At 54.8% G+C, this 14,916-nt stretch carries 6 protein-coding genes; 3 read left to right on the forward strand and 3 right to left on the reverse strand.

Going from position 1 to position 14,916, the window contains the following annotated elements; genetic code table 11:
* Positions 1-36: 36 nt before the first annotated feature.
* Together AC6CHO_RS09985 and AC6CHO_RS09990 are read right to left on the reverse strand one after the other, a co-directional pair.
* The gene (locus AC6CHO_RS09985) at positions 37-1,353 is read right to left on the reverse strand and encodes a phosphoribosyltransferase-like protein (RefSeq protein ID WP_498214865.1); all 1,317 of its coding nucleotides are present in this window, start codon (positions 1,351-1,353) and stop codon (positions 37-39) included.
* A gap of 72 nt (positions 1,354-1,425) precedes the next feature.
* Entirely contained in the window at positions 1,426-2,205 is a 780-nt protein-coding gene (locus AC6CHO_RS09990) for a helix-turn-helix transcriptional regulator (protein ID WP_498214866.1), read from the reverse strand.
* Positions 2,206-2,289: 84 nt separating this feature from the next.
* Between AC6CHO_RS09990 and ilvD the strand changes: the two genes are divergently transcribed.
* Positions 2,290-4,212 (forward strand): dihydroxy-acid dehydratase, encoded by a 1,923-nt coding sequence (gene ilvD / locus AC6CHO_RS09995; RefSeq protein WP_498214867.1) that lies wholly within the window; start codon positions 2,290-2,292, stop codon positions 4,210-4,212.
* A 304-nt stretch (positions 4,213-4,516) separates the two neighbouring features.
* The gene (locus AC6CHO_RS10000; RefSeq protein WP_498214868.1) at positions 4,517-6,136 is read left to right on the forward strand and encodes a PH domain-containing protein; all 1,620 of its coding nucleotides are present in this window, start codon (positions 4,517-4,519) and stop codon (positions 6,134-6,136) included.
* Positions 6,137-6,396: 260 nt separating this feature from the next.
* Here AC6CHO_RS10000 and AC6CHO_RS10005 read toward each other — a convergent pair whose 3' ends face one another.
* Positions 6,397-13,755 (reverse strand): prealbumin-like fold domain-containing protein, encoded by a 7,359-nt coding sequence (locus AC6CHO_RS10005; RefSeq protein ID WP_498214869.1) that lies wholly within the window; start codon positions 13,753-13,755, stop codon positions 6,397-6,399.
* 52 nt (positions 13,756-13,807) lie between these two features.
* On the opposite strand from AC6CHO_RS10005, the gene AC6CHO_RS10010 reads away from it, so the two are divergent.
* Positions 13,808-14,296, forward strand: a complete 489-nt coding sequence (locus tag AC6CHO_RS10010) for a hypothetical protein (protein ID WP_498214870.1) — start codon at positions 13,808-13,810, stop codon at positions 14,294-14,296.
* Positions 14,297-14,916: the final 620 nt, after the last annotated feature.

Consider the following 14,916-nt stretch of genomic DNA (forward strand, 5'->3'; position numbering starts at 1 on the left):
ACCAAGTAAACTTGGTTCCTTGTGTACGCAATAATATTACGTAATTCCAGGTTGGACCGCCACCCCATCTATACTTGTAGGATAATATAATATCTCTTCAGATGCAATTATCTTCGATGAGCCTCCCCAATGAGAATGGCGAATTGTTCTCCTATTTGACCGTTCGAACCCACGAATCGCTTGCAAGCCTCGCGAAGTTATACCTCCTTCGGAGTCAACATAATCTAGGCGTACAGATTCGGCTGAAATGATAAGTTTTTCCGAGTAAGTAACGGTCAACATTGCCATAGCAACTTCAACGTCATCTCGCACGGCAAGAAGACATAGATATTTAATAAACTGATTACCGGTCGAATTAGCAATAAGCCACGCATTCAAAAATCCATTTGCACGAAATCTTGCCTCGTGCAAATCCTTGAGTTCCGGTTTTTTTTGATCAGAATATTTTTTCCGAATTTGGAATGCGACCCGAGAACCAACATAGCGATTCTCAAAAAGCGCTAATTCATATTTAGACCTATCTTTATATAGGAAGTTCGGTAAATTATTCGGACAAGAGTGACCTTCAAAAACCGTGAGCGAGGCTATCGCAGAGTATTTACTATCGTCACTTACAATTGAATATTTCTGATTGAAATCCTTGACTTCTTGACGAAGTTTATCGTCTTGAAAATCACTACATGTATAAATGTAATTTAAATACTTTAATTCTACTTTGATTCCCTCTGGGGTTGTCTTGTACTCATCGTTTATTCTCTCAATGGCATGTCTGGTTGCACCCCAGACTATGATTGTGATTTTCGGAGTAAGCTTCCTCAGGCCAGGAAACGGGTGAATAAATTTCCAACTGTTTATTAGTTGCGTAATGTATCTAATGACCTGAGTGCCCGAGGCGGTGTTGTCTACAAGACAAATAAAGTTCAGGTCCGCGGAAGAATCGATTTCAAGTGGGTTCACTAGGACGCGATTTTTTTGCTCGACAGTTAGTCGCGCTTTGACTTCTCGACGTACCACGGCTGAAAAATGTTCAGATCCTGATCCGTCGTGAAATATCGTAGAAGGTTGCGCATGACAGTAGAGCTTTATTTCTTTATGGTTTTTTGGCAGTTTTCCGACCGAATAGCTGCCTTTATTTACCGCATGCCATACTTTCAGATCATCGGATCCGATAATAGGATCAATGACAAATTTCATTTTAGAATTATTCTCTAATGAGATATGTTGCACAAGAGCTTCGACAAGATCATCTTGGAGCTGACTTAGCCCAATGATTTCCAGACGCGATAGCAGCTTTTCAAGAGTACCGCGATCATCTGCTGGAAAACTATTGATAAATTTTTGCACTTGCGTCATTCTTACTTCCTTGGAGTCATGATCTATGCGACACGGCCCTATATTTATCTACTGGCAACGAGTTTAGTGTTCCTAAAGTGGTGTGTACATCAGTAGCGTCAGGTCCGGCGCTTCGGCTGGCGTCAGATTGTGCTGCTCGTATTTGGTCAGGCCTTTAATGGGATGGCGGAAGAGCCGCTCCCCTGTTTGGAAGCCCGCGACATCCCGTTCATTCCAAATGGCTGCGAACTGTGTTGAGGCTGCCGAGACTCTCGCGACAATTCCCGTTTCTCCCGAGGGGCTGAGCCATCCTCTTGTTTCGGCGCGGAAGCTGCCGACAAATCCGCGGCTCTGCTTCTCCCAGTCGGGAAGCATTTCGCGCAGCTGCGCATCGGTGAAGACCAGCCACAGCAAGTTTCGGTCCTCGGCTTCCACGGTGCTGATCCGCGGATACAGCTGGGCGTATTCGGCGTTCCAGCCGATGATGGCCCAGTCGGCGGAGAGCAGGAAAGCCGGGAAATCCATCACATCCAGGAGACGCTGCAAGGCAGGGGTCATGGCACTGGATTCTTCCGGTGCCACTTCGCCGTGCCCGGCCAATGACACGAGATAGCTGGTTTCTATGGCGCTCAGGCGGAAAAGGCGCGCCAGCGACTGCATCACCTGGCGCGAGGGGTTGATATCCCGGGCCTGTTCCAGCCATGTGTACCAGGTGGCAGAAACCCCGGCTAGGGTGGCTACTTCTTCGCGGCGCAAACCGCGCACCCGGCTTCGGCCAACCTCCGGCAATCCGTGCGATGCCCTGTCGGCACGTGCACGGCGGTCCTTGAGGAATGCCGCCAATTCTTCGCGACGGCGCTGACCTGCGTTCATAACCAAACCTCAATATCATGGTAGTAGTACTACTAGTATCGTCACCGTCTGGGTTTGGGAACAAAATTGTGGTGAGATTTTAGAATGACCACACTTCGTTCACACACCGTTACCCATGGCCGCAATATGGCCGGCGCCCGCGCACTGTTCCGCGCAGCCGGCGTTAATGGCGCAGATCTTGGCCGCAAGCCAATCATCGCCGTGGCCAACAGCTTCACCGAGTTCGTTCCCGGGCACACCCACCTGCAGCCGGTAGGCCGCATTGTTTCCGAAGCCATCGAGGCTGCCGGCGGCATCCCCCGCGAATTCAACACCATCGCCGTCGATGATGGCATCGCCATGGGCCATGGCGGCATGCTCTACTCGCTGCCCTCCCGCGATCTCATTGCAGACTCCGTGGAATACATGGTCAACGCCCATTGCGCCGACGCGCTGATCTGCATCTCCAACTGCGACAAGATCACCCCGGGCATGCTCATGGCCGCTCTGCGCCTGAACATCCCGACCGTCTTCGTCTCCGGTGGTCCGATGGAAGCCGGCCGCGCCACCTTGGTCGATGGCACCGTGCGCACCTTGGACCTGGTGGATGCAATCTCCGAAGCAGTGAACGAAAACGTCTCGGACGCAGACCTGCTGCGCATCGAGGAATCGGCCTGCCCGACCTGCGGCTCCTGCTCCGGCATGTTCACCGCGAACTCGATGAACTGCCTGACCGAAGCCATGGGCCTGTCGCTGCCAGGCAACGGTTCCACGCTGGCCACCCACACTGCCCGCAAGGACCTGTACCAAAACGCCGGCAAGGTGGTGGTGGACATCGCCAACCGCTACTACGGCGAGAACGACAATTCGGTGCTGCCACGCAGCATCGCCACCGTCGAAGCCTTCGGCAACGCCATGGCCCTGGATATCGCCATGGGCGGTTCCACCAACACCATCCTGCACCTGCTGGCCGCGGCCCGCGAGGCCGAAGTGGACTTCGGCCTGGATGAAATCGATGCGGTCTCCCGCCGTGTTCCATGCCTGGCCAAGGTAGCTCCCAACGCTGCCGGAGGCGGCAAGATCTACTACATGGAAGATGTCCACCGTGCCGGTGGCATTCCTGCCATCCTCGGCGAATTGCGCCGCGGCGGACTGCTGGATGAAACCGTCCACACCGTGCACGCCGCCACCATGGGCGAATGGCTCGACGAATGGGATATCCGCGGCGGCAGCGCTAGCGAAGAATCCCGCGCCCTGTGGCATGCTGGCCCAGGCGGAGTGCGTTCTTCCACCGCCTTCTCGCAGTCGGCCCAGTGGGAAACGCTGGACACCGACTCGGAAGCCGGCTGCATCCGTTCAGTCGAGCACGCCTACTCCAAGGACGGCGGCCTGGCCGTGCTGCGCGGCAACATCGCCGTGGACGGCGCCGTGGTGAAGACCGCAGGCGTGGACCCATCGATCTGGACTTTCACCGGCCCGGCAGTGGTCTGCGAATCACAGGATGAAGCAGTGGAGAAGATCCTGAACAAGCAGGTCAAGGAAGGCGACGTTGTTGTCATCCGCTATGAGGGTCCCAAGGGCGGTCCGGGCATGCAGGAAATGCTCTACCCGACGTCGTTCCTCAAGGGACGCGGACTGGGCAAGTCGTGCGCGCTGATCACCGACGGACGATTCTCCGGCGGCACCTCGGGCCTGTCCATCGGACATGTCTCGCCCGAGGCAGCCTCCGGCGGCATGATCGCGTTGGTGGAAGACGGGGATACCATCTCCATCGACATCCCGACCCGCGAGCTGACCCTGAACGTCTCCGAAGAGGTCTTGGCCGAACGCCGCGAGCGCTTGATCGCGACCACCGGCTACCGCCCTTCAAGCCGCGAGCGCGTGGTCTCCCCTGCGCTGCGTGCCTATGCAGCCATGGCCTTGTCCGCAGACAAGGGCGCGGTCCGCGACGTTGACCGCGTGGAACGCGCACTGCGCGAAGCCGACGAGCGCGAAGCCGCCGCGGCACGGGCTGGCGCTCAAGCCTAGTTAAGTCCCCGCTGGAATACCCAGCACACAGCGAATGCCGGGTCAGCCTTGTGGCTGGCCCGGCATTCGCTTTTTCTAAGTTATTAATCCGTCGGTTCAACCAATGATGGATGAAATCTCCAGCATCAATGACGAGCATTACCCCGAATTGAAATTAGTGACGTGCAGTATCCAGCGTCAAAATACGAGAAGACGCTTGTTCAATAATGACGGATAGACTATTGATGTCATGGTCAGGCCCGCAAGGACTGATTTAACAATGTCCATTTTGCGCTAAGAACCGTTCACCTAGAAAGTCGTTTAAATGACTAGTAAAGATGCAGAAGAAGCAGACTTTTCAGCGTTGGACCAAGAACTGAATTCCAGTTCGGAACTTGCCTCGCAGGCATCGGACATCGCGTTGCTGGACTTGGGCGATGGTTACGCAATGCTTTTCGCAGACCATACGCCCAAAGGCCTCGAACTATTAGGTCGAGCACCACTTGGTAACGATGCGAACCAAATTCTAGTGGATCGCTTCTCGGCGCTTACCGCTGCAGGTGGCATCACCGCGATGGGCTTTGATCATTTACCTCAATTGCAAGGTCTAGTTCGGCTGGCTCCTGAATCATTATCGATTCTGAATCAACCCGGGCATTCTCTAATGCAGTCCGCCGGCCAAAGCTTAGGATCCATCGTCAATAACAACGGAATAGTCGTCGCGCAAGCGCGCTTCCTTCCCATCGCTGGAGCACAGGCGGCATCTCTGGGCCCACTTCTAGCCCCCGCAGCAGTACTTCTCGCAATACAGATGCGACTTGCATCAATCGCCAGAAAAGTCGATGTCAATATCTCGCTAACCCGCGAGGTGCTAAAGGCCAGCCACGAAGACCAATGGAACACCCTAAATTCACTTTATGAAACTACCTTTCAAGCCCTGCAAGAGGCAGAAGCCGCTGGAACGGTAAACCAACACATCTTCGAGCCACTAGCATCGCGCAAAGCGGACTTGCTCAATTGTCAGGCAACTTTCGTTGGGTATGTGAAAAAACATCTCACGCATCTAGATAGCGATAGCAAATCCAGAAGAATCTATGTCCAACAAAATTTCGACCAGATACTCGCCGACGCGCATGGCATGCTGATGGCCGAATTTGCTTGGTATAGATTTCAAGTTCTTCGAGGCATCCTCATTAGTCAAGACACACAGGGTTCTATAGCAAACGAAAGGTTGCTCGCTCACCATGTCGATACAACTAAAAGTGAGCATTCCGAAGCAATGCGGGACATATCCAATCTACTGGCAGATGTCGAAGGCCAGATCCGCCTACTTGCCGCATTGCCCGCCGCCCGAAGTCTTCCTTTCACTGCAAAGCGTAAGGACATCGAAAACTCCCTAGCCATAGCTGACGCTCTAGCATCGGCAGTGTCGGAATTGCGCAATCAATCGCGTTCTCAACGGAAAATATTGTCGCCAGTGATTACCGTATTCAAGGATCTCATGCCCGATGGTTTGGTAAATATCCTGACATGGACATTCCCTGAACAAACGCGCTTGCTGGCCATCGCGGACGCGAATCAGGAAAGATTACTCTCGAACAATGTCTATCTGGGAATTACTGACAGCTTCTTCTTTGTAGCCGATCAAAGTGATCTCATCAAAGAAGGCAAAATCGAGCAGCGCACTCCGCTGTCCGACATCCGTTATGTTCGCTATTCGGACCGGAGCAAAAGGGGACCTAAACTTGAAATTATCACTAAGGATCAGAACCTTGTATTCTCATTCGACTCGTGGGCTTCTGAAGGTGAAGCTTTAGACGGGGCTAAGCGGCTAGGTAACATCCTTGCCAGTGCTATGAATCTTCCTTCCGAAGAAAAGAGCTCTGATCCTCTAATCACTAACTGCCCAGAAAGTGCCGAACCTATGGAAAAGCTCGAGTCCTAATTTCCTTGATTCTTTGCCACTGGCATCAGCTTCTGCCTATATTTCTTTTGAGAACTTCTCGACGGTTCTAAGGTACCCTTCGTCAATTCTTTCGGCGTGTTTTCGACCGTATGAGCAAACTGGCAATAACTAATCCATCACCTGGCTATTGCGAGATGTCGAAATTGTGTGAACACGGCTGACATCGAGACACGACCAGCACACAGCGAATGCCGGGTCAGCCTTGTGGCTGACCCGGCATTCGCTGTATTTACCGAAGGCTAGTGCGTCCTGCGGCGGTAGCGGAGCAACATCAATGCCCCCGCGATGATGACCATCGAAGCTGAACCAACCAGCCACAACAGTCCTTCATCCATGCCCGTTGCGGCCAATGGCGATGGCCGGGCTGGCGGTGCTGCAGGTGGTGCCGGCGGAGCCGGAGGTGCACCCTGTGGTGCTTCGGAGCAAACCTCCACGTCCACGGAATCCGAGTTGTTCTCATCTTGCGATGCGGATTCTTCAACGGTGGCGGTATTGGTCCACGTCTGGCACTTGCCGGCGACACCGGCCAGGTCCATGGTGTACGTGAACTTCTTGCTCTTCTCATCGGCGGTTACGGTGCCCAGTTCCCTTGCGTGATCCGGGTTGGCGTAATCGTCGAGGACGGTTACCTTCTCGTCCTGGACTTCAGCGGCTTTGAAGTCCAGCGGTGCAGTGGCGCTGACCGACTGAGCATCCCCATTCTCATCGCTCCAGCTGATATTCACCTTGTTCTCTTGGCCGGTGTAGTCGGCTTCAGCTACAGGCTCGTCGAACGAGCAGCTGTAGTGCAAGGTGATAGTTTCCCCAGCTGGGATGGTCAGCTTGCCGTCGTTCAAACCCTCAACGGTGCAGGTGGACGATTCCAGCGAGATCTTGTCTTCCACAAGGACTTCGGTGTCCTTGAAGTCGTTCGGATTCGCTACGGTAATCTCGCCGCTAACGGTGAATTCTTGATCCTCATATCCCTCCAGCTTGGCCTCAACCGTGTAGTCGGCTTTGGCATGTCCATCGGCTTCGACCTTGAACTGCGTCTGCTTGGCGTCTTTGAGAACTGACCAATCGTAGTCTCGCAGATACTGGGCATTGGCGCTCTTGGCCACCATCAGGCCCTGCTCGATGCACACCTGCAAATCAACACTTGATTCGTCTCTGCCGTTGCCATCCGTGTCCTCGTGGACAGCTGCGGTATTGGTGTAGACCGTGCATGTTCCTTCCTCGGGTTCGACCGAGAGTTCGTAGTCGAATTGTTGTGGCGACTGCAGGACATGAACTTCGCCGAGAACCTTCGGCTCTCCGTCTGGGTTCATCATGTCGTCGGTGACGGTGACTGTCTCATCGGTGATTTCATCAGTTTCGAAATCAATCGATGCTTCAGCGCTGACTTCTCGTCCTTCAAAGGTTGCCGTCACGGTATTGACGGCTCCTTCAAAGGCCTCGGTGGTCAGCCAGCTGGCCAGGTCGCATTCATACCGGGCCCCCAAGTTTTCTCCGGCATTGATGACAACTTGCAGGCCAGCTGCGGCTTCATCGGCATCCTTTGCGTCAATCCTGCAGGTGACGCCGGCGGTATTGGCCTGATCAGCCAACGTAGCAGTGATGGAATCAAAATCATTTGGATTCGAAGCCAGGACTGTTCCAGATAGCCGCAAGTTCTTTTCGGCTACCCCAGTGTTGCGTGCTTCCACGCTGTAGTGGGCGTTGAGCGTTCCGTCCTCGTTGTATTCGAGGCGGCTTTGATCCAGCTGCTTCACGACGTCCCATTCGTAGTCCAGATCCACCAAAGCCTCGGCGGTCTTTTCCAGTCCCAGGGCCATCTGTCCGCAGAGGGTGACCGTTGTGGAGTCATCGGCACCGGTTTGCTCGATCACCGCGGTGTTGGTGAACTCGGTACATGTGCCAGCCTGTGCCTGGTGACGCAGGGTGTAGTCGAAATCAATTGGAGTGCCCTCGGCATTCCAGATTGCTTCGCCCAGGATCACTGGCTCATCAGGGTTGGTCTTGTCATCCATGACGGTGACCTGCTTGTTGGTTTCTTCATCCAACAGGTAGTCAACGGGAACCGTTGCGGCAACTGTGGAATCTTCGCCCCAGGTGGCAGTGACCGTATTGCTGCCGGAGAGTTCTTGCGGTTCTCCGGTGCAGCTATATGGAAGCTGAACTGTGGCGCCATCGCCGTCCTGGCCTACCGGAAGCGGAACCTGCAATCCTTCGGTTTGCGGGTCGCTGTCCTCGGCCTGGATGGTACAGGTGACTCCATCGATGCTGATTTCATCAGCCACGGTTGCCACCGTGGAGGCTGATTCAAACCGGTTCGGGTTGATCAGGGTGATCATGCCGTGGACCTCGTGCGCAGAATCTTCTACGCCCTTTGGCACCGCCGACACGGTGTAGGAGAAGTCCGCAGTTCCGTCTTCAGCTACCGTGACTTCCGTGCGGTCCACCTTCTTCGCGAGGTCCCACAAGTAGGTCCTGTCGAAGCTGGCTTCAGCATCCTTGGTCACCATCAAATCAAGCAAGCCACACAATTCTACGGTGACTTCATCCCGTGGATCCTCACCTGCTTGGATATCGACCCACGCAGTATTGGTATAGCTGGCGCATTGGCCGGCAGGTGCCTCATGCTCCACGGTGTACTCGATGGTGACTGGCGAGTCATCCACACTGACGTTCCGCAATAGCACCGGCTCGTCAGGGTTCGATTTGTCGTCCCAGATGCCCACTTCCCGATCGGTTTCGACATCAAGCGCGAACTCGATAGGCACCTGCGTGCTGGACTCCCTTTCATCGCCCCAGCTGACTGTTGCGGTGTTGGTGCCGCCGCTGTAGGAGGAAGAATCCACCCCGGCAGAGACATCACAGCTGTATCCAACGTCTATGCTGCCGTTGGCCGGTATGGTGACCGCCGGCTGCGACGTGGTGCAGATGATGCCGTCCAGATCCACGGTGTCCTGGACTGTGGCATCGATGCTGGTGTACTGGTTCGGGTTGGTGATCGTGATGACTCCGTCCAACATCCATCCCGAATCCTCGTATCCAGTGTTTTCCACGTTGATCACGTAATCAATCGGCGCAGCCCCCTCGCCATCAACGGTGACCTTGTCGTCCTGGCCTTCAGCCAGTGACTTCTCAATCGTCCACTGATGGGTGCGGTCGTAGCTGGCCTCAACGCTCTTGCTGATTTGAAGGGCTGCCTCGCGGCAGGCCTGGGCAAGTTCATTGTCCGTGGCGGTGAATCCGTCATCACCGGTGAGGGTGGCGACGTTTTCAAAGACTTGGCAGGTTCCCGCCTCGTCTACGGTCCAAGTCACCGAGTAGTCCCGGCTTTGGACTCCATCTTCAACAATGACCGTCCACTCAGGATCAAATTCGTGGCGGCTGTCGGTTATGGTGACAGTGTCGTTCAGCGGTGTCTGGGACCAGTCGTCCTCGGTGATTTCAACCGTGGCCGAGTCATCACCGTTGATGGTATTCAGCGCCTGGGCATCCCAGTCCACCGTTGCGGTGTTGTGGCCGTCATATGCCGGCTGGGACTCGAAGGTGCATGAATAGGTCATGACCCACTGGGTTCCGGCTGGTATCACGGTTTGGAATCCTGGCTCTTCCGTAGACATGTCAGCTACGGCTTCACCCTGGACCGAAGTGATGGTGCAGGCTACTTCCCCGCCCACATCAGCAAAATCCTGCACCGTGACTGGCGCGTCTTGCCAGTCATTAGGGTTGCTGACCGTGATCTCGCCGCTCATTGCCCAATTGCCATCTTCATGGCTTTCAGGAGTAACGGTGACCCGGTAATCGGCAGTGACCTCGCCGGTTTGCGGATTTGCCGCCAGCGGTTCGCCGGAAAGCAGTTCCTTTTCAAGTCCCCAGATGTAGGATCGGTCGAAGGAGGTGACAACGTTCTTGGAGATGTCCATATCCGCTCCGGCACACACCGTGGTGGTGGCGGTTGCGGTGTTTTCTTCCCCTTGCTCCGTTGCTTCGTTGACCACGGCAGTGTTCGTGTAGTCGGTACAAGTGCCGGCCACGCCCTGGAGCTGAACATCGTATTCGAAGGTCACCGGCGAATTCTGGACGGTGGCGGTGCCCAGCGAAACTTCTTCACCGGGTACAGTCTTGTCATCGATGACCTCAACGCTGTCATCGGTGAGCTTGACCTGCTCGAATTCGAACTCCACAACATCCTGGGCCTGGCGTTCCTGGCCCCAGGTCACGGTAGCCGTGTTGTCGTAGACCGAGCTGATATCGGTACCTGCCGGTATCGAGCACTCGTAATCAAGCACGATGCTTTGCCCGTCTGCGAGCACTACCTGGAAGCCGTCCATGGATTCATCGGCGTCAGCACCGAGTATGGTGCAGCTGGCCGACGGGATGGATACCAAGTCAGTGACCGTACCGGTCAATTCACCCACCTGGGTATTCGGGTTGGAAATGGTGATGCTTCCCGAAACCTGCTTGGACGAATCCTGCGCGTCTCCAGCGGTGGCTTGCACCGTGTAGTGCGCGGTGACCGAGCCATCTCCGGCCACGGTGAATTGGCTCTGGTCTACCTGCTTCTCAACAGACCAGTCATAATCCCTTTCGTAGCTGGCCATCACATCTTTGGTGATAGTCAGATTCTTCTGATCACAGATGCTGACATCTTGTGAGTCGCTGACGTCATCTCCCGTGAGCACCACCCACGCGGTGTTGGTGAAGATCAGGCATTGATCCCGAGGCACTTCGTAGGTGGTCTCGTAGGTGAATGACTTCGGTGCCTCTGCCTGGTTCACGGTTCCCAAGAGCGTGGGTTCGCTTTCAGGGTCCGCATTGTCATCGAAGACTTCGACAGATTCGTCGATGGCCTCATCGAGCATGAACTCAATGGGCACCGGCTGGCTTTCAGCTTGTTGTCCATCGCCCCACGTAACCACCGCGGTATTGCTATGGCCGCTGTAGTCAGCGTCGGTCACCTCAGATGCGTCGCACGTGTAGGCAACAACAACAGAGTCGTTGCGCGGCACAAGTTGCTGTACCCCGGCCAGATCTGGATTGCTGTCCTCGGCATTGATGGTGCATTCGGCAAGCAGCGTGTTCTGATCGCTGACCGTGACTTCAATATCTTCGAAGTCATTGGGGTTGTTGACCGTGATGCTGCCTGAGATCTGCTGGTCAGAATCGGTGTAGCCGGTGTTGTCCACGTCAACCGTGTACTTCACCGTAGCCGTGCCGTCTTCCTCTACGACAACGTCAGGTGATTGGCCTTCGGCCAATTTCTTGTCGATGTCCCAGAGGTAGGTTCGATCGTAGGATGCCTGCACGTCCTTGGTCACTGTGAGGCCAGCCTCGTAGCAGCCCTGGACTTCGGCGTCATCGCTTTTGACCAGTTGGTTGCTACCTGTGATCGTTGCGGTGTTCATGAAGTTCTGGCAAGTTCCTGCTTCCTCCACTGTCCAGGTGTAGGTGTAGGTCTTTGTCTGTACTCCATCCGAATAGTGGATAACCCATGCCGGGTCGAATTCGTGCAACGGGTCAGTGACTTCGACCGTGTCGTTGAGAGGAGTCTGCGTCCAGTCATCGGCATTCACCGGAACGACTTCCTGCGCGCTGCCCGAAGCGGTGAATGCTTCGTCTGCAGACCAAGTCACTTCGGCAGTGTTGCTGCCCTCGTAATTAGGCTTGGATTCAAAGGTGCAGCTGTAGTCGAAAGCCAGCGTCTGCCCGGCCGCAATCTCGATCTGGAAGCCGGCTGTTCCTGGATCAGCATCCATGATCTCTGGATGGCCAACGACGCTAACCACGGTGCATGCAGCTCCACCGCCAACATCCACCTGATCGCTGACGGTGGTTGAGACCGACTGCCAATCATTGGGATTTTCCACGGTGATTTGCCCGCTCATGGCCCAATCGCTATCCGAGTAGCTTTCTGGGGTGACGGTCACCGAGTATTCAGCTGTGAATTCGCCAGTTTCTGGATCCGCGGTATATGGCTGCTCTCCGATGGCGTCCTTGACGATGCTCCAGTCATAGCTCCGGTTGAAGCTGGATACGACGTTCTTGGTGATGTTCAGGTCCTGGCCCAAACAAACTTCCACAGCAGCGTCATCCGTCAAGACCTGGCCGTCGTCCTCGGCCAAGCTTGCCGTATTCACGTAATCGGTGCACTGTCCGAGAACCCCGTCCCAGGTGATGCTGTAGGCAAAGGTTTTCGGGCTGTCCGCGACGGTGACAACATTGCCGCCTTCTACGGATGAGAGGTCGAATTCGCTGTCTGTGACAGTGACTTCGTCATCGGTCACCGTTGGGGTGACTGTGGCGAAATCGTAATCAGCTGAAGCGCTCGCCTCGCCGTCGGTGCCGTAATAGGCATCGGCGTCCCATGTCGCGCTGACAGTATTGGTACCAGAGCTCGATGCGCTGGTTCCCTCTGGCAGATCGCATGTGTACGTGTAAACTGTCTCGCCCGGATCTACAGTCACCGGATTGCTGATCGGTGATCCTCCGGCGGAGATGACACAGTTGGCCCCATCAAGCTGGTCGGTGAGCGTCACGCCGCTGATCGCTGCATCATTGGGGTTATTGACCGTGATGTTCCCGGTGAGTTCAAAGTTGTCGTCCTGGGCGTCGCTGGCGGTGGCTACAACGTTGTAGTCAACCTCGACTCCTGTTTCAGAGGACTTGACTGTGGCATCTTGTCCGTCGGCCAGCGACTTTTCCAGCTGCCAGTCATAGTCCCGATCAAACGACGCCTTGACGTCCTTCTGAAGGGTCAATTCCTTGTACGTCGTCTTGCTGTTGACGAAGGTACAGGTAACTTCCTCGTTATCGCTCAACTCGAAGCTGATAGCTTGGCCAGAACGGGTGGCGCCGCTATCGGTACAAGAGATATCGGACAAGTTCCACCCGGACGGAAGGTCTGATTCAGTTACGGTCACCGTGGATGGCGTGACTGTATAGGTCACCGAGTCCGGCAGGCTTGCTCCGGTGTCAGAATCAGCACTGTCGTCAAGACTGAATCCTGTTGAATTTCCAAAACGGTTTTCGTGAATCGTGAAGTCAAAATCGGTGCCATCAGCCGGTGTTGCGTCTTTGACGATGGTCACCTTGCCAGCCTGGACTGCACTGGCTTGAATTTGATTATCCCGTTGACCAGCCGATTTGCAATTCAAGGACTCAATATAAACATGGTAGGGAGAACCATTAATTGATGAGGCACCTGTTCCCGGGCCGTGATCAAGTTCTGATGCAATGTGGGCATCAAAGTACAGGGTCACGTTGGCCTCGTCGCCCTCTTCCCCATCAACCCAGAGGGTGACATAGACAGTGTCCTGACGGTCATCGCCGGAGCCGGGCACTACGGTCCAGCCGGTAATCGTTGCGCCATCGACAGTTTGGTTCAGCAATTCGTCATAGGCCCACTTCCCGGCCTGCTTGACCTGGTATTTGAGAACGAGCTCGTTCTCGCCTGCGGGCAGGGTCATTTGAATTCGCTGATGGACAACTCCGCCTTCATACAGGCCGCTGTTGATATTGCCGTTAGCGTAGTCGGCCATCACATCGTTCTTTTGCATGAACGTGTTGATTGAACCCATGCCCTGGTTGTAGTCACACGTGACAGGCACGCCTGGTTCCAATGCGGCCGCAGCGGCTTCTAAGGCCTTGGCCTCAGCCTTCGTGGATTCGGCAGCCGATTCCGTTGGAGTAGGACTTGGCGCCTTTGCAGTATTCTTGGTGACCGTTGCTTTTGATTCATCGGCCGACGGCTCTGCTTTATCAGTCGGCGCCTGGATGGTTTTTGGCTCATCTACTTTGGCGGGCGCTGATTTCTTCACGGGCACCGGGGACTCGGTTGGCTCCGTTGATTCGGTTTCCGGTTCCACAGCCGTTGAGCTCGGTTCCGATTTCAGAACGGAAGTTTCCGTGGGCGTCCCCGTGCTCTTTTCTGATTGCTTTGACGCATCCGCAGACGTCTCGTCTAGCGTTGCGGCCGTTTCTGTTTCTTGGATTTCGACCCCGGCGGTTGGTTCCGCGGCCACGGCCATACCCGGAATTGCCACTGCAATACACAACGCGGTAGACGAAATTACCGCTAAAAGTTGCTTTAATAGTTTTTTGGATATTAAACGAAAGCGCAAAAATGGCATAAAGGTGCCGCGCCTTTGATGCTTAGACATCTCTCCCCCAACAAGAATGTCTGCGGCAAATCATCCGGCGCAGGAGTGATTTACCAAATGAGCGTACAAAATAGAGGCTCTGACCTGCATTTTAAGTGGCCAAACCTCAGTGCAGTCACCCCAAGTGACTCAACGGCTCAGGAATAATCCCAAATACATCTAAAGATGCAAAATGAATGCGAGTGTTTCAAAGCGTCTTCAAATCCCCCAATTCGAGACAACGATATGGCGATAGACTACGCCGACTCTGAGGTTTTTGCCAGCAATTAGAGGGAAGAATATCAGCCAAGAAACGAAGGATGCAGTGCATTTCTACCGCTACCGCTGATGCGCCCAAGTCGAACACGGTTTGCCGGCCAGCCACCGTGGGTAAATAATCTCTTCGCAGACGGCTCCATGATCGCAACCCCGTCCAGCACGCGCCAATCCAGCATGAATTTCTTCCACCTGAGCATCGCCCAGAGGTACTGCTGCGACCGAGCATTCGAAGCCGACCTAGTTGCCTTCAGACGCGATAAATTGAGCAGGTGCCGGGCCAGTACTCACACGCGTCTTCTCATCCAATAGGTTCCCATCGGAGACAGCCACAAAGTATTTTGTGGCTCAGGA

This window comes from Glutamicibacter sp. GQ173, assembly GCF_059759215.1.

Coding starts and splice junctions, on each gene's coding strand:
- AC6CHO_RS10000 (WP_498214868.1), top strand. CDS start 4,517: ATGACTAGTAAAGATGCAGAAGAAGCAGACTTTTCAGCGTTGGACCAA.
- AC6CHO_RS09990 (WP_498214866.1), bottom strand. CDS start 2,205: ATGAACGCAGGTCAGCGCCGTCGCGAAGAATTGGCGGCATTCCTCAAG.
- ilvD (WP_498214867.1), top strand. CDS start 2,290: ATGACCACACTTCGTTCACACACCGTTACCCATGGCCGCAATATGGCC.
- AC6CHO_RS09985 (WP_498214865.1), bottom strand. CDS start 1,353: ATGACGCAAGTGCAAAAATTTATCAATAGTTTTCCAGCAGATGATCGC.